This window comes from Rugosimonospora acidiphila, assembly GCF_039543385.1.
GTDB classification, from domain to species: domain Bacteria; phylum Actinomycetota; class Actinomycetes; order Mycobacteriales; family Micromonosporaceae; genus Rugosimonospora; species Rugosimonospora acidiphila.
Map to the genome: position 1 here is coordinate 15,059 of NZ_BAABJQ010000016.1, position 20,298 is coordinate 35,356.

The window sequence follows — 20,298 nt, forward strand, 5'->3', positions numbered from 1 at the left end:
GTGGTCACCGGAACCACTGCGAGGCCCCGGCTCCCAAGCCGTGACACCGCCAAGACGCCAGCAAGCACTGCGGCGGATGTCATCGACAGCCGTGGGGGTGGGGATTGCCCTCCCCGCCCCCAACGGTACGCCAGCGGTACCGTCTGATCAGTCCCCTGAGTCGTTTGATCGGAATTCTGATCGATGGTTTACAGCCGAACGAAAGTCCCGGTAAGCGATGCCGACCTGGCCACCATGGTCCGGCGCGGCTTCGGCGCGCACACCGCCATCACCGAGTGCGCCGAGCTGCCCGACGGCTGCTACAACGCCGCCTACCGGCTGCGATTGGACTCCGGCGCGCGACTGGTCCTCAAGGTCGCCCCGCCGCCGCGGTTCGAGCTGCTGACCCACGAGGTCGACCTGATGCGCACCGAGGTGCATTTCTACGAGCGGGCCGCCGCGGCCGGCGTGCCGGTGCCCGCGGTCGCCTACGCCGACCTGACCCGCACCGCGTTCGAGCGCGACTACGTCTTCCTGGAATTGCTCACCACCACCGACCTGCGTCAGGCCCGCGGCCAGATGTCCACAGTGGACGCGGCAGCGGTGGATCACGAACTCGGCGCGGCGGTGGCCCGGCTGCACACCGTCACCGGCGACGCGTACGGCTACCCGTTGCGCGACTCCGCCACCTGGCGGCCGAGCTGGCGCGAGGCGTTCGGGTCGATGGTCGACGACATCCTCGCCGACGCCACCCGGTTGGGCACCGAACTGCCCGAGCCGCCCGACGCGATCGCCCGTCGGCTGGAACGCCACGCCGACGCCCTCGACGCCGTGCGGCGCCCCGCCCTGGTGCACTTCGACCTGTGGGACGGCAACGTCTTCGCCCGCCCCACCGGGCACGGCTGGCGGCTGTCCGGCCTGATCGACGGCGAGCGGGCGATGTACGCCGACCCGTACGCCGAGTTCGTCTCCCTCGCGCTGTTCCGCGACCCGCAGGAGTTGCCCGAGTTGCTGGACGGGTACGCGTCGGTGACCGGCGAGCCGGTCGAGTTCACCGAGGAGGTGCGCACCCGGCTCGCGCTCTACACCTGCTACCTGTACCTGGTGATGGTGACCGAGGGGCCCACCCGCGAGTACGAGCCGTCGTTCTACGAGCCGATGCGCAAGCAGAGCCTCGACCTGCTCGCCAACCAGTTGGCCGGCCTGTGAGCCCGGTGCCCGCCCCGCCCGCCGGTCAGCGGTCCAGGTCGGCGCGCACCACGGCGTACACCACACCGTCGCGCCACTGGCCGTCGCGGAAGCCGTAGCCGCGCAGCACACCCTCGCGGGTGAACCCGGCGCGCTCCAGGCTGCGCTGCTCGGCCAGGTTGTCGACCTCGGTGATCGCCTCCACCCGGTTGACCGGGGTGTGCGCGAACAGGTACTCGACGAGCAGTCGCTGCGCCCGCACCCCGTGGCCGTGGCCCCGGGCCTCCGGCGCCAGGGCGATGCCGATGTTCCAGTAGTGGCAGCCCGGTGTGGTCTTGACCCGGTGCCAGCCGACCATGCCGAGCGCCTGCTCGCCGAGGGCGGCGATCAGGATCGATTCGTCCTCGCCCAGCATGCCGTTCTCGGCGAACTTGCGGCGCAGACGCTGCGGATCGCGCCAGCCGTACCAGAGGAAACCCCCGTCGGGCCTCGACAGGAGGCGGTCCAGCAGCGGCAGATCGTCCTCCGTCACGGGACGCAGCGTGACATCGTCGGTCATCGACCAGACGTTACCGGCGGGCGCGCGATCCGTGGGTCCCCCACTGGTCTGGGTCGCCGCGCGACGCCAGTCGCCGAGCCAGACCGGTCGAGGCGGACGCCACGGTCGGTGGCAACGTGAACACGGGTGGTGTGGCACCCGGCGGCAAGCGGGAGGCTGGCGGGGCGCGCCGGCCTGCCGCAGACTCATCGATATGTGGTCGTTGGCTGCCGGTACCCCGCTGGCCGGGCGGTACATGCTCATCGAGCGGCTCGGCGCCGGGGGTATGTCGGTCGTGTGGCGTGGGGTCGACACCGTGCTGGCCCGGCCGGTCGCGGTCAAGGTGCTGGCCGGGCCGCTGGCCGCCGACCCGGCGTTTCGCCAGGTCATCGAGCGGGAGGCGCGAGCCGCCGCCCGGCTGACCCACCCGCATCTCACCCACGTGTACGACTACGGCGAGGCGGTACTGCCCGACGGGCACCCGGTGCCCTACGTGGTGATGGAGCTGCTGGCCGGCCGGCCGCTGGCCGATCGCCTGCGCGAGGGGCCGCTGCCCTGGCCCGACGCGGTGCGGCTGTGCGCCCAGGTCGCCGACGGGCTGGCCGCCGCGCACCGGCGCGGAATCGTGCACCGCGACATCGCCCCGGCCAACGTGATGCTCACCGGCACCGGCGCCAAGCTGCTCGACTTCGGCATCGCCACCCCGGCCGGCACGCGCGGCGAGGTCGAGGACGGCAGCCTGCTGGGTACGCCGGCCTACGTGGCACCCGAACGCCTCGATGACGCCCCGGCCGCCCCCGCCGTGGACGTGTACGGGCTGGGTGCGTTGCTGTACGAATCGCTGGCCGGCTTCCCGCCGCTGGACGCCGGTACCTGGGCCGCGCTGGCCCAGGCGCACCGTCGGGGCGTACGCGCCGCGCCCCTGCGCGTGGCCGGGCTGCCCGCCGCGGTGGAGCGGCTGTGCCACCGGTGCCTGGACCCGGATCCCGCGACCCGGCCGAGCAGCGCCGAGGTGGCCCGCACGCTGCGCGCCGCCCTGCCCGTGGGCCCCGCCGAGGTGCTGTTCACGCCCATCCCCACCCTGGCACCCGGGCCGGCGCGGGTCGGGTCACGCCGGCTGGCCCGCCCTGCCCTGGTGGCGCTGGTCGCGGTGGCGCTGGCCGGCGCCCTGGCCACGTTCGCCACCATGCACGCCCGATCGCAGCCGCTGGGTGCCCCGGCGACGCGGCCGACCGCCAGCGCCTCGGCGTCGGCCCCCGGGCCGTTGGCCGCGCCCGCGCCGTGGGTGGCCCCGGCCTCGCCCGCCCCGCCCGGCACGATCACCACTCCGGCGCCGCCCGCGGTCGTGGTGCAGGATCTGCTCGACGAGATCGAGGCAGGCCGGCGCACCGGCACGATCCGCGACGATGTGGTGATCGACCTGGACAATATCCTGCACAATCTGCAACACCAGCTGGCCGGCGGCTCACCGGTCGATCTCGACGCCCAGGTCGACTTCATCCGCACGAAGATCTCCACCCGGCTCGATGAGGGCGGCATGGACTACGCCACCGCCAGCCAACTTCTGTCCACTGTGGATGGGATGACGAGCCCCTGACCGGGCCCGGCCGGGCGGGTCGGGCGGGCGTGACGCTCATCTCAGGGCGGGCCGGGACTCCCCCGACGTAGCCTCGCTCGCAGTCGACGCGCGCCGGGGGCGGGGGACCCCGCCCGCGGGGGCCCGGGCGACCCGGGTAACCAATTCTGGGCCCTACAGCGATCATTAGAGAGGCCGCCGCTTCCCGGTTGCGGGATCGCTGCGTAAAGTCTGCGGGCGACGCGTCGCCGTGGGAGGAGTCTGTGTCCGTGCAGCAGGAGAGGGCCGAGAATCAGCCGCCGTTCGGCGGGCTGCCAGCCGGGCACTCCGAAGCAACCCAGCCGATCGCCCCGCCGGTGCCGGCCGCCGGCGTGTCACCGGCCGCGCCGTTCGGCGGTGCCCCGGCGGGTACGCCGTTCGGCGGCCCGGCCGCCGGCGCCCCCTTCCCCGGCTTCCACCCCACCGGCTCCGCCTTCCCCGGCACCCAGTCGACGGGCACCCCGTTCGGCGGGGCCCAGGCCGACGCGCCGTTCGGCGTCGGTCCGTCGACGGGCGCGCCGTTCGGCGGCGCCCAGCCCGCCGCAGCGGCCCTGCCCGGCGCCCCGGGCGGCGGCAGCCAGCCCGGCCAGCCTGACAACGCGCGGCCGGGCAATGCCCAGCCCGGCAACGCTCGGCCCGGCAGCGCCCAACCCGGCAACGGCCAGCCCGCCGGCACGTTCCCGCCCGTGCCGGGGTGGCCCAGCGCCTCGGCGCCGTCGAGCCCCGGCGTACCGCCCGGCGGCATGTCCGGCGGAGCGCCGAACCCCCCGCACATCCCCGGGCAAAGGCCGGCAAACCCGGACCATCCGGCCGGGCGCGAGCAGCCGCCCGCGGACTACGGCCGCGAGCACTTCACCGGGCCGCTACGCAGCTCCCGGGCGGCCCAGCACCGGGCCGGTGACGAGCAGAAGAGCGACCCGGACCGCACCGTCGGCCTGCCACGCCCGGCCGATCCCGGCCACCCCGCCAACGCGGAGACCATGATCCTTCCCGCCTTCGTCACCGGCAGGAAGGAACCGGAGCCGGAGCCGGCACCCAAGCCCGCCGAGCCGGCGCGCAACCAGAACGACGGCTCCCTGCCGGCCAGCGAGAAGGGCATGCTGCTGTTCGTCGCGGCGCTGCTGGGCCTGGGCGGGATAGCGGTGGTGATCATGCTCGGCGTCGGCGGCCTGGACAAGCACCGGGCCCCCGCGCCCCCCGCGGTTCACTCGACCGGCACCCCGGCGGGCGGCGCGCCCGCCGCCCCGGGGTCCAGCCCGTCCTCGGCCGGCACGCCGCCGGCGTCCCCGGCGTCGATCCCGACCTCGGCCGTGCCACCCACCGTGGCGAAGACCACCGCCAAGCGGATCGCCCCGAGCCCCACCCCGACCCTGCTGGGCCAGGCGCAGCCGCTGGCCTACTGCATAGCCAAGGACCGCGGGCTGGACAAGGCGCCCAACGGGGACAGCCCCACGTGGACCTGCACCACCAGCCACCGCGGCAAGGGCATCCCGTTCACCCCCGCCCAGGTGTGCGACTGGCAGTACGGCACCTCCTCGTACGCCGTGGTCGGCTCGCTGGCCGACCCGTCGACCTGGAACTGCTACAAGCAGTAGGCGCTAACCCAGCCAGCCGGGGCGCACCAGCCCGGCCTCGTAGGCGAAGACCACCAGCTGCGCCCGGTCCCGCGCGCCCAGCTTGACCATCGCCCGGCTCACGTGGGTCTTGGCCGTCGCCGGACTGACCACCAGTCGCTCGGCGATCTCCTCGTTGGACAGCCCCTCGCCGACCAGCGCCATGACCTCCCGCTCCCGGTCGGTGAGCCCGACCAGTTCCTTGGGCGCCCGGGGGGCCCGGGCCCGGGACGCGAACTCGCCGATCAGGCGCCGGGTCACCCCCGGGGACAGCAGGGCGTCGCCCCCGGCCACCGCCCGCACCCCGCGCAGCAGTTCGACCGGTTCGGTGTCCTTGACCAGGAAGCCGCTGGCGCCCACCCGCAGCGCCTCGAACACGTACTCATCGAGGTCGAACGTGGTCAGGATGACCACGCGTACGCAGGTCAGCGCCTGATCGGCGGCGATGCGCCGGGTCGCCTCCAGCCCGTCCAGGCCGGGCATCCGGATGTCCATCAGCAACACATCCGGCCGGTGCTGGGTGGCCAGCCGCACCGCCTGCGCGCCGTCGCCCGCCTCGCCGACCACCTCGATGTCGTCCTGCGCGTCCAGCAGCGCACGGAACCCGGCCCGTACCAGCGCCTGGTCGTCGGCCAGCAGCACCTTGATCATTCGCTCTCCCAGGGCAGGTGGGCCTCGACCCGGAAACCGCCGGACGGCCGCGCGACGGCACTCAACGTACCGCCCAGCGCGGTGGCCCTGGCCCGCATTCCGGCGATGCCGTTGCCGTCCTCGCCCGGTACCCCGCCGGCGCCGTCGTCGTCCACCCGGACGGTCAGCTCGTGCTCCCCGTACCCGATGGTGAGTACCGCCCTGGCCTGGGGCCCGGCGTGGCGACGGACGTTGGTCAGCGCCTCCTGCGCGATGCGGTACGCGGCCCGGTCCAGCTCGGCCGGCAGCGGCCGGGCGGCACCGGTGATGACCACCTCGGTGGTGGACCCCTCCACCAGCGAGGACAGGTTGTCCAGGCTGGGCGCGGGCGCGCGGGGTGCGGCCTCGTCCTCGGTACGCAGCACCCCGAGCACCGAGCGCACCTCGCGCAGGGCCTCGGCGCTGGCCTGCTTGATGGCCAGCAGCGCGGTGCGCGCCTGCTCCGGGCGCTCGTCCATCAGGTGCAGCCCGACGCCGGCCTGCACGTTGATCAGCGACAGGTGGTGGCCCAGCACGTCGTGCAGCTCCCGGGCGATGCGCAGCCGCTCCTCGCTGGCCTGGCGGCGCTGCTGCTCGGCGCGGGCACGGGCCTGCTCCGCCCGGGCGCGGGCAATCTCGGCGAACCGGATGGAACGGACCCGGATCCCCTCGGCGATCACGAACGCGAAGACCAGCCAGGCGGCCAGGCCCAGCGCCCCGCCCCAGCTCGAGGTGCGCACCGGTACCCCGCCGATGGTGTGGACCAGCTGACCGGTGGTGACGTAGATCAGGTACCCGGCCGCGCACAACACCTGGGCGGCCAGCCGGTGCCCGGCCCGTACGGCGCCCAGGAGGGCCGCCAGCGGGGCCAGGAACGCCGGCCCGAACGGGTACCCGAGCAGGTAGTAGGCGACGGTGACGGCCAGCACCACGGCCAGGGTGGCGACCCGCCAGCGCCGCCGCAGCGCCAGCGCGGCCGGGCCGATCAGCAGCAGCAGGTATCCGACATGGTTCAGCGGCCGCGGTTCCGTCCCGGGGTGATAGTGCGTGGCCGCTGTGGAGCCGACCAGTTGGATGACGGCGACGAACACCGCCAGCCGGACGCCGGAGCCCGGCCTGCTTCTCCCCCACGGCCCCTCCCCGCGCCCGGGCGCCCAAGGCGGGCCCTCGACCGGCGAGGCATCCCGCGGCGACCGGCCACGGCGACCAGGCCTGCCCGGGCCGCCAACGCCGTCAGGACCACCAGGGCCACCAAGGCCACCAGGACCACCAAGACCACCAGGACCGCCAAGACCGCCAGGGCCGCCAAGACCACGGCGCGCGCCCCACCGGGCACGGCGGCCGCCCCGCACGCCGGCCTCCGCCGGCGAGGCCGCGGGCTCGCGCCGCGGCACCGGGGGCGGGTCGGTCAGGCTGTCCACATGGCAACGGTAGGCCAAGGCGGGGCTACTCGGCGTCGTCGGTGCGTCGTCGGTGCGGAGGCGGCTCGCTACGCCCGGCGGAGTACCCGGGCCACCCGCGTACGCCCGGCGGGGCATCCCCGATGCCGCCGCCGCACCGACGACGCGGACCCCGTGCGCGGCGCAGGCTGAAACGGTGACCGGGCCGAGTCGTCCGGTACCGACCAAGGAGGATCGTCATGTCCACGCAGTCCGAAGACCCGGCACGGGTACGGACCTCCGACGCCGAGCGCGAACAGGTCGCCACCGTCCTGCGTGCCGCCGTCAGCGAGGGCCGGCTGCGCCTCGAGGAGGGCGACGAGCGGCTCGCCCGGGCCTACCAGGCCACCTACCGCGACGAACTCGACCCGCTGACCGCGGACCTGCCCGGCGGCGGCTGGGACGCGCTGCACCGCACCCCGGAGGCGCTGGCCGCCATCCGGCGCCGTATCCGCCTGCACGGCGTCGGCGTGCTGGTGGTCGCGGCCGTACTCGTCGGCCTGTGGGTGGTGTCCGGGGCGCACTTCTTCTGGCCGCTGTTCCCGGTGGCCTTCCTGACCTTCAGCTTCCTGCGCCACCGCCGGTTCGCCCGGTACGCGCGCTCCGGCTGGGGCCGGGGTCCGTGGGGTGGGCCGGGGCGTGGCCCCTGGGACGGGCCGTGGGGGCACGGTCCCTGGGGCGCGCAGGCCGGCCGCGGCCCGTGGGGCGGGCGGTGAGCCCGGTCTTCGCCGACCTCGCGGGCAGGGTGGCGGTGGTGACCGGTGGCTCCGGCAGCATCGGCGCCGCCACCTGCCGGCTGCTGGCCGCGCAGAAAATGCGCCTGGCCGTGGTGGGCCGCGACGAGGTCGCCCTGCGGCGGGTCCGCGAGCAGGTACGCGAGGACGGCGTCGAGGCGATCGCGATCGCCGCCGACTGCACCGATCCGGCCGCCATCGCGTGGCTGCGCGGCCGGGTGGCCAGCGAACTGGGCCCCGTCGACGCGCTGGTCGCCTTCGCCGGCGGCAACGGCGCGCCGCACGCCAGCGTCGAGCTGCCGGTCGAGCAGTGGCGCCGCACCATCGAGGGCAACCTGACCGCCACGTTCCTGACCGTCCAGGCGTTCCTGCCCGGGATGGTCGCGCGGGGCCGGGGCTCGGTGGTCACCATGTCCTCGTCGGCCGGGCGGGCGCCGGCGCGGGCCAACGTGGCGTACGCGGTGGCGAAGGCGGGTGTGGTGATGCTCACCCGGCATCTGGCCGCCGAGTTGGCTCCGGCGGGGGTACGGGTCAACTGCCTGGCACCCTCGGCGGTACACAACGCGAAGCTGGACCGGCAGCTGAGCCCTGATCAACTGCGTACGCTCGGTCGTTCGTTCCCGCTCGGGCGCATCGGCGAGCCGTCCGACATCGCCGCGGCAACCGCCTATCTCGCCTCCGACGCGTCCTCCTGGATCACCGGGGTCACCCTCGACGTGTCGGGCGGAAAGGTCATTCCGTAGCGACACGTGCACAGCGGACACTTCGCAGATCCGCGTTTCGGACCGGAACAACAGGCACACTGCCCCCCATGATGGGCCCCTCTCACGCTCTGTCAGGCGCGGCCGCCTGGCTCGCCGGTTCCTTCGCGCTGGCGCACTTCGGGCATTACCACCAGACGCCGGTCGAACTCGCCGTCGGCACCGTGATGTGTGCCGGCGGCGCGCTCATCCCCGACTTCGACCTGTCTGGACGGGTCACGACGAACCAGGGCGGCGCCACCGTGGCGCACACGTTCGGCGTGTTCTCGCTGTTCATCGCCGAGTGCGTGGAGAAGCTGTCGCTGGGCATCTACGACATCACCAGAATGCGCAGGGATCCACGCCTGCACAACGGCCACCGCACGTTCACCCACACGCTGCCGTTCAACATCGGGCTGGGCATCGGGGTCTTCGAACTGTGCCTGCACTTCGGCAAGTGGGCCGTGCTCTCGGTGCTGTTCCTCACCTTCGCCATGGCGCTGCGCGGGCTGTTCGAGAAGTGGGCGCACCGCGCCGGCTGGCTCATCGTCACGCTGACCGCCGTGGTCGGCACCGTTCTTACCTACACCCGGCTGCACGGCGACCGCGGGTACCCGATGCTGGGCATCGCTCTGGGCGCAGGCGGCATCGTGCATCTGCTCGGCGACATGCTCACCAGCCACGGCTGCCCGATCGGGTGGCCGATTCCCTTGGGCCGCCACCGGATGTGGAAGTGCATAGGGGTGCCCAACGCGATCGCCACCGAGGTCGGCGGGAAGGTGGAGACCATCTTCTGGCGCGGCCTGTTCGCCGTGGTCGCCGTGCTCGCCGCGGTGGGGCTGCTCGTCCCGCAGATTCTCGACAGGTACAGCATGAAGCTGTGAACGACGCCGACGTGCCCGCCTTCTGGCGGGCGCTGGGCCTGCCCGGCCTGGCCGACGTGCATGTGCACTTCATGCCGCCCCGGATGCTGCGCCGGGTCTGGGCGCACTTCGCCGAGGGCGGCCCGCTGCTGGGCCGGCCCTGGCCGGTGCGCTACCCGTGGCCCGACGAGCGGCGGGTCGCGCACCTGGACGCGCTCGGGGTGCGGCACTTCTCCGCGCTGGCCTACGCGCACCGCCCGGCCATGGCCGCCGACCTCAACGCCTGGACGCTCGACTTCGCCGAGAAGACCCCCGGCTGCCTGCCCAGCGCCACCTTCTACCCGGAGCCGGGGGTGGCCGACTACGTCGCACACGCCCTGGAGCGGGGAGCCCGGATCTTCAAGGTGCACCTGCAGGTCGGTGGGTTCGACCCCAACGACCCGCTGCTGGACCCGGTGTGGGGGCTGCTGGCCGACGCCGGGGCGGCGGTGCTCGCGCACGCCGGCTCCGGCCCGGTCGCCAACGGATACACCGGCCCGGGGCCGTTCGGCGCGACGCTGTCCCGGTACCCGGGGCTGACCGCGATCATCGCGCACCTGGGCGCGCCCGAGTACGCCGGCTTCCTCGACCTGGCCGACCGGTACCCCCGGGTGTACCTGGACACCACCATGGCGTTCACCGACTTCTTCGAGGGGCTGGCCCCCGTACCGCCCCTAGTGCTGCCCCGGATCCGGGAGTTGGGGGACTCCGGCCGGTTGTTGTTGGGGAGCGACTTCCCTAACATCCCCTATCCGTACGCCCATCAGCTCGAGGTGCTGGCCCGGCTGGGATGGGGAGACGACTGGCTGCGGGCGGTGTGCTGGCACAACCTGACGCGCCTGCTCCACCTCTGGGAAACCCGTTAGTCATCCACCGTTCGTCCACAGCGATCGGCCGGTTTTCCCCAGGCGTTATCCACAGGCTGAGGAAATTTCTCGTCCGCGAGCGGCCCGATCAGCCGAAGGCGACCATCATCGCCAGGGTGAGTAGGCCGCCGAGCGCGAACGCGCACGCGTAGGGCACGAGATCCCGTACCCGCCGCGGCCCGCGCGCCGCGCCACCGCCAACGGCCGGCCACGCGGCCACCGGCGCGCCGAGCGGCCCGGCGGTGATCTGCCCGGCGCCGAACTGCCCGGCGACCTCGCCCCGTATCGCCCGGGCGGTCAGCGCCTCGGCGAACTGGGACAGCACCTCGGCACCGGCGGCCTGGACCAGCCGCCGATTGGTCCGCACCAGGCGGCCGGTCACCGCCAGCTCGGCGGACACCTCCACCCGGGTGGTGCGGTGCGAGGTCTCGCGCAGAGTGGCGGTGGCCGTGGCGGCGGCGGTGCCCCCACCGTGCACGTCCTGCCCGGCCGCCTCCACCATCAGGCGCCGTGCGGACGGGTCCTTGACGATGTACCGGCCGCTGCCCTGGTAACACAAAGTAAACGGGCCGATCCTGACCCGCAGGGTCCCGGCGAACCGGTCCTCGACGCCGGGACTGATCGCCGCGCCCGCCAGCAGTGGCGGCCCGGCCTCGGCATCCAGCAGCGCGGCCCAGGCCCGACCGGCCGGTACCGGGACCACGAAGGTGTGATCAAGACGCATCGACGCGCGCCTCCGCCCGGCTGTCGGGCCCCCACCGCGCCGGCCCGGCGGGGCGAGCGGGGAACGGGGCGAAGCATCCGGTACACCGCATGCGCGACTCCCCCCACTCCCACCTGACCAGGACTTTCGCGTTGAGTGTCCGAGTCGATGCGATCAGCTAACCCCTCCGTGGCCGGCCGCCGCAAGGGGTCGCCAGCCGTAAATTCACTCACGCCGGTGCCGATCGCGCAGAGTAATCGCTTAGCGTGCAGGCATGCAGTCTCCGCATAGTTGGCAGCGCACCAACCTGATCCAGCACTCGCACTGCTCCTACTGCGGCACCGCGTACTCCCCCGGGGCCGGCTGGCCACGGGTGTGCCCCAACTGCGGCGAGACCACCTGGCTCAACCCGCTGCCGGTGGCGGTGATCATGCTGCCGGTACGCACCGGGCCGGACGTGGTGGGCCTGGTCGTCGTGCGGCGCGACATCGAACCGGCGCGCGGGCAGCTCGCCCTGCCCGGCGGCTTCATCGAGGTCGGCGAGTCCTGGCAGGAGGCGGCCGTGCGGGAGCTGCGCGAGGAGACCGGACTGTCCGGCGATGCCGGGCACGTCCAGCTCGTCGACACGGTCAGCACCGGTGGCACGATCAACGTCTTCGGCCGGCTGCCCATCCGGGACGCGGCCGAGCTGCCGCCCTCGGCGCCGACCGAGGAGGCGTCGGAGTGGCTGGTCATCACCGACGCGCAGGCGCTGGCCTTCCCCAGCCACACCGAGGCGGTGGCCCGCTACTTCGCCTCGGCGTAGCAGTCGACCACCGACACGTCGAGCGGGAACCGCACCGGCGTGTCGCCGAACAGCAACCGCCGGGTGCGCTCGCAGGCGGCCTGCACCGCCGCCACCACCATCGGCGCGTCGGCCACCGGGCAGTGCACGACCACCTCGTCGTGCTGGAAGAAGACCAGTTCGGCGGCGCTGCCCGACAGCGACCCGCGCAGCAGGGCCAGCAGCGCCAGCGCCCACTCCGCGGCGGTGGCCTGGATGACGAAGTTGCGGGTGAACCGGCCCCGGGCCCGGGCCGCCGCGCCGCTGACCGGCCCGTCCGGGGGCGCTTCGCCGCGCGGACCCTCGGGGTCGGCCGCGTCGGGGTCGCCCCACGCGTTGGCACCCACCGACGGGGGCGGGCAGGTGCGCCCGAGCCAGGAGCGCACCAGGCCGCCGGTCTCGCCGACCCGGGCCGCGTCCTCCACATAGGACAGGGCGGTCGGGTAGGACCCGCGCAGGGCGGCCAGCGCCGGCGCCGCCTGCCCACCGGTCTGCCCGTACATCGCGCCCAGCAGCGCCACCTTGGCCCGGGCCCGGTCGCCGCCGAACGCCTCGGTGGCCAGCGCCGCGTACATGTCGCCGGCACCGGCCGCCCGCGCCATCCGCGCATCGCTGGAGACGGCCGCCAGGATCCTGGGCTCCAACTGGCCCGCGTCGGCGACCACGAACGTCCAGCCGGGGTCGGCCTGAACCGCCCGGCGGACCACCTTGGGGATCTGCAGCGCTCCCCCGCCCCGGGTGGCCCACCGGCCGGACACCACGCCGCCGGGCACGTACTCCGGCCGGAACCGGCCCTCCCGCACCCACTGCTGGCACCACGACCAGCCGTGCGCCGTCCAGATCCGGTACAGCTCCTTGAACTCCAGCAGCAGCGGCACCGCTGGGTGGTCCACCCCGCGCAGCACCCAGGCCCTGGTCGACGGCAGCCTGATCCCCTCGCGGGCGAACGCGCGCAGCACCTCGGCCGGCGATTCGGGGTGCAGGCGCTGGTCGCCGAACGCCTCGTTGATGCGCGCGGCCAGCTCGGCCAGCCGCCGGGGCGGGCCGCCCACCGGGGACGGCTCGCCGAGCAGATCGATCAGCAGGTCACGGTGCACGTCGACGCGCCAGGGCAGGCCGTCGTGGCCCATCTCGGCGGCGATCACCGCGCCGGCGGACTCCGCCGCGACCAGCAGGCGCAGCCGGCGCCCGGCGTCGGGAACCGCGGGCGCGTCCCGCCCGGCGGCGGCCAGCCGGGCCTGCTGATCCCGGTATACCTCGACGAGCGCGGACATCGGGTCGAACCCGCCGGCCGCCGGCGGTGGCCAGGACGCCTCGAACAGGGTGCCCTGCCCGTCGCCCGGCGGGGTGGCCGCCCTCGGTGGCGGGTCGGGCGGCACCGGTGCGCCGGTCAGCCGGGCCCAGCCCGCGGCCAGCGCCTTCGGCTGGCCCCAACGCCCCGCGTGGCCGAGCAGCAGCGCCTCGGTCAGCTCGAGGTCGTGGCAGCGGGCCACCCGGACCCCGGCGCGCAGCAGCCGCGGGTAGCACTCCGCGGTCGATGCCCACAGCAGCCGCGCCTCGGGCGCCTCGCGCACGGCGGCGGCCAGGTCGGGGCTCCACCGCGCCGGGCCCAGGGGCTGCCCGGCGTCGTCCAGCGGGCGCAGCCAGGCCGCACCGGCGGGTCCGATCGGCGCCGACCGGTCGGGCCCGGCGGGGCCCGGCCCCGCCGGGGAGCCCGCCCCATCGGCCGGCGGCGGGTGGGACGGGCCCGGCCCGCCGGGCAGGGCCCCCCGTGGCCCACCCACACCGGCCTCGTCCGGCACGACCGCGATCAACACACCCGCATTCTGCGCCGCGGGTATGACATCGCGGCTACTTGACCGCCCCGGCGGTCAGGCCGGACTGGATCTGTCGTTGGAATATGCCGTACACCACGATCATCGGCAGGATCGCCAGCACCAGGGCGGCGAACAGCGCCGGCCAGTCCGACTGGTACCCCGCCTGGGTTGAAATGTCCGCGATGCCCTGGGTGAGTACCCATTTACTCTTGTCCGACGAGCCGCTCATCAGCACGACCGGGATGTTGTACTGGCTCCACTGCCCGAGGATGTTGAAGATGCCGATGCTCACCAGGCCGGGCTTGGCCATCGGGAGCATCACCCGGAAGAACAGCCGGCTGTGCGAGGCCCCGTCGATCATGGCGGCCTCGGCGACCGAGGTCGGCAGGGTCCGGAAGAACGCGGACAGGAAGAACACCGTGAACGGCAACGAGTACGCGATGTAGACCAGCACCAGCCCGCCGCGGGTGTTGGTGGTGATGAACTGGCCGATCACCGGCACTTCGCCCATGTTGCGCACCACGAAGAACAGCGGGCTCAGCGCCAGGAACACCGGGAAGGCCAACCCGGCCAGGAACACGTAGTAGATGATCCGGTTGCCCACGAACTTGTACCGAGCCAGCACGTACGCGGCCATCGCGCCGAACAGCATGGTGCCGAACGTGCTGAGCGCGACCACGACGACGCTGTTGAAGAAATACGTGCCCAGGTGCGCCTTGGTCCAGGCCCGGGCGTAGTTGCCCAGGCGCAGGTGGGCCGGCAGCGCCCAGGCGCTACCGAAGATCTCAGTGTTGGACTTGAACGAGGCGAGCAGCGTCCAAACCATCGGCCCGAGTACCAGGATGGCCCAGACCGCCAGGGCGATGTGACCGAGCACGGTCAGCACGCTGACCTCGGACCTGCGCTTCTTCGATTCCGGGCGGGAGGCCGCCGGCTCGGCGGCGGATGCCGGGGCGTTGACGTCCCGCGTATTGATTGTCATGGTCTGCCGCTCTCAGTACTCGATGCTCTCGCGCCGGGACAGGCGCAGGGTCAGCACGGCGAAGGTGAGCGTCAGGAAGAAGAGCACGACGCCCATCGCCGACGCGTATCCGAAGCGTGAATAGACAAACGCGTCGCGGTAGATCTCGTTGGCCAGCACCGTGGTGGCCCCGTCGGGGCCACCGTTGTCCACGGTGAGGATGTTGACCAGAGCGAACGCGTCGAAGGCCGCGATGCCCAGGTACACCCAGGCCACCTGGATCGTGTCGAACAGCAGCGGCAGGGTCACCCTGAAGAACAGGACGAGCCGGCTCGCACCGTCGATCTCGGCGGCCTCGTAGATGTCGCTGGGGATCGAGGCCATGCCCGCCGAGAACAGCACCACATAGAAGCCGACCGACTGCCAGACCAGCACCCCGATGATGGTCCACATGGCGACGGTCGTGTTGGTCAGGAACCCGATGTCGCCGAACCCGATGGCGTGCACTATCGAGTTGATCGCCCCGGCGTTGTCCGGCCGCAGGATCTCCTGGAACAGCACCGCGATGATGGCCAGCGACAGGACCTGGGGGAGGAAGAACACCACCCGGTAGAACTTCGACCCCCAGACCCCCTTCGTGGAGCCGGCAGAGGATCGCCCGCCCCCGACGTTGAGCATGAACGACAGGAACAGCGCGATCGCGATGGTGAACAGCGGCAGGGCAAGCAACAACATGATGTTGTGCTCCAGTGCCTTCCAGAACACCTCGTCGTGGAACAGCTTCGTGAAGTTGGCGAAGCCGATGAAGTTGAGCTTCGCCGAGATGCCGTGCCAGTCGGTGAAGGCGTAGTAGAAGGCCTGCACGTACGGGTTGATGACGTAGACCGCGTACAGCGCCACGGGGACCACGAGGAACCCGATGACGAATGGGTACTTGCCGTGCCGCATGACCGCTACTCTCCGCTCAGCGCTTGAACTTCGTGATGGACGAGTCCTTCTTGATGGCGTCGGCCTTGGCCTGCATCCGCTGGCAGAAGTGGTCCGCGGTGCCGCCCTGGAAGAACAGCTCGTTGGTGGCCGCGCGGCACTCGGTGTCGAGGTCCTTGTACCACTGGTCGAAGCGGAAGTAGAACGCGGTCTTGGCCTTGCTCAGCGCGTCGCTGGAGCTGGACAGGCCCGGCGAGAGCTGCATGCCGTCGGAGGCGTGGTTGACCGAGGTCAGCGAGCCGGTCGCCGTGGTGAAGTCCTTCGCGCCCTCCTTGGACAGCATCCGGCGCAGGTATTCCATGCCGCCCTTGGGGTTCTTGCCCTTGGCCGCCACGATGAAGCCCTCACCGGCCACCGCCATCAGCGAGGAGACGTCCAGCTTGTCCGAGGTGGTCACGCTGGGGATCGGCATCACCGCGTAGTTGAAGCTGGCCGGGGTGCTGTCCTTCATCTCGTTTTCCAGCCAGTTGCCGGAGGGGTAGACGGCCAGCTGGTCCTGGTCCTGCTTGAGCTGCACCTGGGTGTGGATCAGGCCCAGGTAGGACTTGTCGGAGAAGGTCTTGCCGACCTCCGCCCACGCCGCGGCGGCCTGCTTGACCGCGTCGTTGGTCCACGCGCCGTCCTCAAGGTTGTCGATGTTCTTGAGGATGTCCGCGCCACCGATCTTCGCCGCGCTGGTCAGCAGGGCGTAGTACTGGTAGTAGGCGGCGTTGGCACCGGCGTAGCCGTACGGGGTGATGCCGGCGGCCTTGATCTTGGTCATCAGCGCGGTGAAGTCCGCCCACGTGGTGGGGACGGTCCAGCCCTTGCTCTGGAACAGTTTTGCGTTGTACCAGAGGCCGAACACGGTGAACACGTAGTTCAGCACGTACGGCTTGTCGTTGTACGTGCCGACGTCGACGGTGCCATCGACCAGGGTGTCGCGCACCTTGGTGTTCGGGTCGTCCACCGACGGCGCGTCGAGCAGGGTGGTCAGGTCCTGCAGCTGGTCGTCGCCGACCAGGGCGCCGAAGTCCATGAACTTGGTACCCGAGTTGTCCACCACGTCCGGCGGGTTGCCGCCGGTGAAGCGCGGCTGCAGCGTGCCCTGGATGTCCTGGGTGCTGGACTCGGTGACCTTGGCCTTCGGGAACGCCTTCTCGTACAGCGGCACGTGGTACTTGGTGGCGTAGGTGTCGCCGTAGCCGCCGGAGAAGATGACGACCTCCAGCGCGGCGCTCGGGTCGACACCGAGCGGGTTGTCGGCGCTCTTGGCGCCGCCGGTGCTCTGGTCCTGCGGGGTCGAACCGCCACCGGTCGCGCAGGCCTGAAGCAGACCCACCGCCGGTACTGCCAGCAGGCCGAGCGCACTGGCCCGCTTCAGCACCGTCCGGCGGTTCAGTTCGGGCGTGGCGGTGTGCGCGGTGCCCGGGTTCTCTGGGGAAAGGGACATCCGTGTCTCCTTGGAATTCGGGTCAGGCCGTGCGCCGGATGCGACCGGCGTACCGCGACTCGAGGGTGAGGTTGTGCTCGTCCCCTCCGGGGACATTCGCGGACAGGTAGATCGGGGGTACCTCGCCCGCAGCCTGGAGCTGTCGGACCACCTCGACGCTCACCAGCTGCCCCAGCAGGGCCGAGGTGATCGAGGAGATGGCACCGACCGTGCCGCCACCGGGTAGGGGCAGCAGTGCGTCGCCGTACGGCGCGCCGTTGTCCAGCACGACGTCGGCGATCTCGGCCAGCCGGAGCCCGGACGGGTGTCGTGGCGTCACCCGTGCGGTGTGCTCGGCCGAGGTGATGGCGATGAGCAGGTGAGAATTCCGCTTGACCAGCAGCGCGAACTCGACGATGCAGCCGTTGATGCCCGAGTTCGACGCCACCACGAACACGTCCCGCGGCTGCGGGGCGGCCAGTTCGTACAGCCGCTGCGCGAGCGCCGGATCGCGTTCGAGCTTCTCGTCGTGCAGCACCTCCCGTGGCGCGTCGCCGAACAGCACGACGTCGCGCAACGAAATCTTGTTGGTGGGTACCAGCCCACCGGCCCGGCCACACAGCTCCATGGCCAGCGCCTCGGAGTGCCCGGTACCGAAGGCCTGCAGCACCCCGCCGGCGCGCAGCGCCGAGGCGATCAGCTCGGCCGCCCGGGACACCTCGCCTCCGTTGCCGACCACCACCCGATCGATGGCCTGTTTGGCGGCGGTGACGTATGCCTGCGCGTTCACGCTCATGACCGTCCCTCCACAGTGGACCCTGAATGCCTCATGCGCCCTCCCCCTTCGCCGCCCAGTGCCCGGCCACCGCCCGCGCGGTGGCCTGGAATGCCGCGTGGGACCGGTCGTGGGTCCGCTGCGCGACGGCGATGTAGAGCAAGTCGAGCACCACCAGCTGCGGGTGCCGCCCGGACAGCGCGTCGGGCCGGAACGTGGTCGCCTGCATGGCGTGCAGCAGCACGATGTCGGCGACGTCGGCCAGCGGCGAGTGCGGGAATCCGGTCAGCGCGACGGTGGTGGCGCCGTGGCTACCGGCCTCGGCGAGCACCTCGATGGTCTCCCGGGTCTGCCCGCTGTGCGACACGGCGATCGCCACGTCGCCGGCCGACAGCAGCGCCGCGCTGGCCAACCCGTTGTGCAGGTCGGTCCACGACCAGGTGGCCAGCCCGATGCGGTGCAGGCACAGCTGCATCTCGGCGCCGACCAGTCCGCTGCCACCGATGCCGTACAGGTCGATGCGGCTGGAGGCGGCCAGCGCGTCGGCGGCCCGCTCGATGGCCCGCAGGTCCAGCAGGGCCGAGGTATCGGCCAGCGCCCGGGTGTCCGCCGCGATGATCTGCTGCAACACGCGGTCCAGCGGGTCGTTCGGCTGGATCTCCCGGCCGATGTCCACGCTCCAGCCGGCCGAGCGCGCGGCGCGCCCGGTCTCGCTGGCGATGTCCAGCCGCAGATCGGCGTAGCCCTCGAAGCCCAACGCGCGGCAGAAGCGGGTCACCGTGGCCGGCGAGGTGCCGCTGCGCTCGGCCAACTCGACGATGGTCGCCCGGGCGGCGCTGGTCGGATCGGACAGCACCTGTTCGGCGACGCGCCGCAGGGCGCCGGTGAACTCCGGCAGCCGAGCCCGGACCCGCACGAGAACGCCATCGGTGACCGGCAGGGGCGGCGCGTCATGCGAGTCGACCACCGCGGTGCCCGCGACGGTGGTCTCCTGCTCGGTCATCCGCGTCGCCTTTCATCAAGGAGTGTTTACTGATAGTGGTAAAATTTCTTACTGAGGGGCTCTCCTTGTCAAGAAGATGGGCGAAGTTTTCAAAGTTGTTACCTTGCGCAGATCGGCGCACAACGCGAACGGCACCGTCGAAGGCCAGCTCAGAAGGGGTGAGCCGAAAACCTTGCGGCGGTGCCGTCATCGAACGGCGGCGACGCACCGGCGCGCGGCCGGATCAGGCCGGGGCGCCCTCTCGATCGACCGCGGCGATCGCGGTGGTAAGAATTTCCAATCCCTCGCGGGCCTCCTCGGCGCTCAGCGTCAGCGGCGGTCCGATGCGCAGCGCGTTGCCGTACAACCCGCCCTTGCCCACCAACAGGCCGCCGCGCCGGCACTCCTCGAACACGCGAGTGGTCGCGTAACCATTGGGCTCGGTACCGCCGGGCTGCACGAACTCCACGGCCAGCATCAGCCCGCGCCCGCGCACGTCACCCACGATCGGGTACCGTCGCACCGCCTCGTCCAGCCCGTCGCGCAGCAGCCGACCCACCTCGCGGGCGTTGGCCTGCAGATCGTGCGCGAGCAGGTAGTCCAACACCGCGTTGCCACCGGCGGTGGACAGCGGGTTGCCGCCGAAGGTGGAGAACGAGATGCCCTGCACCGACTCGACGATCTCCGCCCGGCCCACGACGCCGGCCAGGGCCAGCCCGTTGCCGATACCCTTGGCGAAGGTGAGCAGGTCCGGCACGATGCCGTGCGCCTGGTACCCCCAGAAGTGCTCGCCGGTGCGGCCCCAACCGGTCTGCACCTCGTCGGAGATGAACAGCACGCCGTACTCGTCGAGCACCTTGCGGTACGCCGAGAACAGCCCGTCCGGGCCGTGCACGAAGCCGCCGACGCCCTGCATCGGCTCGGCGATCAAAGCCGCCACCGTGCCGCTGGTGGTGGTCGCCACCACCTCGCGCAGGTCGGCCGCCGCCGCCTCGATGTGCCGTTCGTCGTCCAGGCCGGCCAGCAGCCCGCGCAGCCGGTCGCCGGAGTGCAGGTAGCTCACGTTCAGCGGGGACAGCCCCGAGGCCGACCAGCCCCGGTTGCCGGTGATGCCCATCGTCGCGTACGTGCGGCCGTGGTAGCTGTTGCGGATGGCGAGGATCTGGTTGGATCGCCGATAGTTGGTGGCGAACATGAGCGCGGCCTCGTTGGCCTCGCTGCCGGAGGTCGTGAAGAACACGCGCGGATCCGGGATGCCCGACAGCCGGGCGATCTTCTCGGCCAGCTCGACCTGGGCGCGGATGAGGTAGAGCGTGGAGGTGTGCACCACGCCGGTGCGCAGTTGGCGCTCGATCGCCTCGCGTACTTCGGGGATGTCGTACCCGAGCATGTTCGTCAGCACGCCGCCGAAAAAGTCCAGGTAGCTGCGTCCCTGTGCGTCGGTGACCCGCCGTCCGGACCCCGACACGATCTCGAGCGGCTCGTCGTAGTAGAGCGGCAGCCACGAGGGCAGCACTGACCTGTGCCTGGCCAACAGATCGTCAGGTGTCATGCTC

Annotated in this window: 19 protein-coding genes; 8 read left to right on the forward strand and 11 right to left on the reverse strand. The window is 72.2% G+C overall.

What is annotated here, in order from left to right:
* Positions 1 to 183: 183 nt before the first annotated feature.
* Entirely contained in the window at positions 184 to 1,188 is a 1,005-nt protein-coding gene (locus tag ABEA87_RS24540) for a phosphotransferase family protein (RefSeq protein ID WP_345633249.1), read from the forward strand.
* 25 nt (positions 1,189 to 1,213) lie between these two features.
* Here the strand turns inward: ABEA87_RS24540 and ABEA87_RS24545 are convergent, their stop codons facing one another.
* Positions 1,214 to 1,726: a GNAT family N-acetyltransferase gene (locus ABEA87_RS24545; RefSeq protein ID WP_345633250.1), complete on the reverse strand. Its 513-nt coding sequence runs from the start codon at positions 1,724 to 1,726 to the stop codon at positions 1,214 to 1,216.
* Positions 1,727 to 1,919: 193 nt separating this feature from the next.
* On the opposite strand from ABEA87_RS24545, the gene ABEA87_RS24550 reads away from it, so the two are divergent.
* Positions 1,920 to 3,302, forward strand: coding sequence for a serine/threonine-protein kinase (locus ABEA87_RS24550; protein ID WP_345633251.1), 1,383 nt, complete (start codon positions 1,920 to 1,922; stop codon positions 3,300 to 3,302).
* 248 nt (positions 3,303 to 3,550) lie between these two features.
* Positions 3,551 to 4,915, forward strand: coding sequence for a hypothetical protein (locus ABEA87_RS24555; RefSeq protein ID WP_345633253.1), 1,365 nt, complete (start codon positions 3,551 to 3,553; stop codon positions 4,913 to 4,915).
* Positions 4,916 to 4,918: 3 nt separating this feature from the next.
* On the opposite strand, the gene ABEA87_RS24560 is transcribed toward ABEA87_RS24555, so the two are convergent.
* Positions 4,919 to 5,584 carry a response regulator transcription factor gene (locus ABEA87_RS24560; protein WP_345633256.1) on the reverse strand — a complete coding sequence of 222 codons (666 nt, stop codon included), beginning with the start codon at positions 5,582 to 5,584 and terminating at the stop codon, positions 4,919 to 4,921.
* Complete coding sequence (locus ABEA87_RS24565; protein WP_345633257.1) at positions 5,581 to 6,693, reverse strand: sensor histidine kinase; 1,113 nt, start codon at positions 6,691 to 6,693, stop codon at positions 5,581 to 5,583. Before ABEA87_RS24565 ends, ABEA87_RS24560 begins: the two co-directional genes overlap by 4 nt.
* Positions 6,694 to 7,241: 548 nt before the next feature.
* Here ABEA87_RS24565 and ABEA87_RS24570 point away from each other — a divergent pair.
* The 4 genes from ABEA87_RS24570 to ABEA87_RS24585 all read left to right on the forward strand — a co-directional run bounded on the left by ABEA87_RS24570 (position 7,242) and on the right by ABEA87_RS24585 (position 10,283).
* Positions 7,242 to 7,757, forward strand: coding sequence for a DUF1707 SHOCT-like domain-containing protein (locus tag ABEA87_RS24570; protein ID WP_345633259.1), 516 nt, complete (start codon positions 7,242 to 7,244; stop codon positions 7,755 to 7,757).
* A complete protein-coding gene (locus ABEA87_RS24575) occupies positions 7,754 to 8,518 on the forward strand; it encodes an SDR family NAD(P)-dependent oxidoreductase (RefSeq protein ID WP_345633261.1) in 765 nt (254 codons plus the stop codon). The genes ABEA87_RS24570 and ABEA87_RS24575 overlap by 4 nt, the downstream gene beginning before the upstream one ends.
* A gap of 68 nt (positions 8,519 to 8,586) precedes the next feature.
* On the forward strand, positions 8,587 to 9,399 hold the full coding sequence (locus ABEA87_RS24580; RefSeq protein WP_345633262.1) for a metal-dependent hydrolase: 813 nt from the start codon (positions 8,587 to 8,589) through the stop codon (positions 9,397 to 9,399).
* On the forward strand, positions 9,396 to 10,283 hold the full coding sequence (locus ABEA87_RS24585) for an amidohydrolase family protein (protein WP_345633264.1): 888 nt from the start codon (positions 9,396 to 9,398) through the stop codon (positions 10,281 to 10,283). Before ABEA87_RS24580 ends, ABEA87_RS24585 begins: the two co-directional genes overlap by 4 nt.
* Positions 10,284 to 10,371: 88 nt before the next feature.
* Here the strand turns inward: ABEA87_RS24585 and ABEA87_RS24590 are convergent, their stop codons facing one another.
* Positions 10,372 to 11,007, reverse strand: a complete 636-nt coding sequence (locus ABEA87_RS24590) for an SRPBCC family protein (RefSeq protein WP_345633265.1) — start codon at positions 11,005 to 11,007, stop codon at positions 10,372 to 10,374.
* A gap of 253 nt (positions 11,008 to 11,260) precedes the next feature.
* Here ABEA87_RS24590 and ABEA87_RS24595 point away from each other — a divergent pair, with 253 nt between their 5' ends.
* On the forward strand, positions 11,261 to 11,791 hold the full coding sequence (locus tag ABEA87_RS24595; protein WP_345633267.1) for an NUDIX domain-containing protein: 531 nt from the start codon (positions 11,261 to 11,263) through the stop codon (positions 11,789 to 11,791).
* Here the strand turns inward: ABEA87_RS24595 and ABEA87_RS24600 are convergent.
* The 7 genes from ABEA87_RS24600 to ABEA87_RS24630 all read right to left on the reverse strand — a co-directional run bounded on the left by ABEA87_RS24600 (position 11,773) and on the right by ABEA87_RS24630 (position 20,294).
* Entirely contained in the window at positions 11,773 to 13,476 is a 1,704-nt protein-coding gene (locus ABEA87_RS24600; RefSeq protein WP_345633603.1) for a bifunctional 3'-5' exonuclease/DNA polymerase, read from the reverse strand. The two genes, ABEA87_RS24595 and ABEA87_RS24600, sit on opposite strands and share 19 nt — an antisense overlap.
* Positions 13,477 to 13,660: 184 nt before the next feature.
* Positions 13,661 to 14,608, reverse strand: a complete 948-nt coding sequence (locus ABEA87_RS24605) for a carbohydrate ABC transporter permease (RefSeq protein WP_345633268.1) — start codon at positions 14,606 to 14,608, stop codon at positions 13,661 to 13,663.
* Positions 14,609 to 14,620: 12 nt separating this feature from the next.
* Positions 14,621 to 15,535, reverse strand: a complete 915-nt coding sequence (locus ABEA87_RS24610) for a carbohydrate ABC transporter permease (protein WP_345633270.1) — start codon at positions 15,533 to 15,535, stop codon at positions 14,621 to 14,623.
* 16 nt (positions 15,536 to 15,551) lie between these two features.
* Positions 15,552 to 17,006, reverse strand: coding sequence for an N-acetylglucosamine/diacetylchitobiose ABC transporter substrate-binding protein (ngcE, locus tag ABEA87_RS24615; RefSeq protein WP_345633272.1), 1,455 nt, complete (start codon positions 17,004 to 17,006; stop codon positions 15,552 to 15,554).
* Positions 17,007 to 17,028: 22 nt separating this feature from the next.
* Positions 17,029 to 17,781 carry an SIS domain-containing protein gene (locus ABEA87_RS24620; protein ID WP_345633274.1) on the reverse strand — a complete coding sequence of 251 codons (753 nt, stop codon included), beginning with the start codon at positions 17,779 to 17,781 and terminating at the stop codon, positions 17,029 to 17,031.
* A gap of 31 nt (positions 17,782 to 17,812) precedes the next feature.
* Positions 17,813 to 18,763: a MurR/RpiR family transcriptional regulator gene (locus ABEA87_RS24625; protein WP_345633276.1), complete on the reverse strand. Its 951-nt coding sequence runs from the start codon at positions 18,761 to 18,763 to the stop codon at positions 17,813 to 17,815.
* A gap of 223 nt (positions 18,764 to 18,986) precedes the next feature.
* On the reverse strand, positions 18,987 to 20,294 hold the full coding sequence (locus ABEA87_RS24630) for an aspartate aminotransferase family protein (RefSeq protein ID WP_345633278.1): 1,308 nt from the start codon (positions 20,292 to 20,294) through the stop codon (positions 18,987 to 18,989).
* Positions 20,295 to 20,298: the final 4 nt, after the last annotated feature.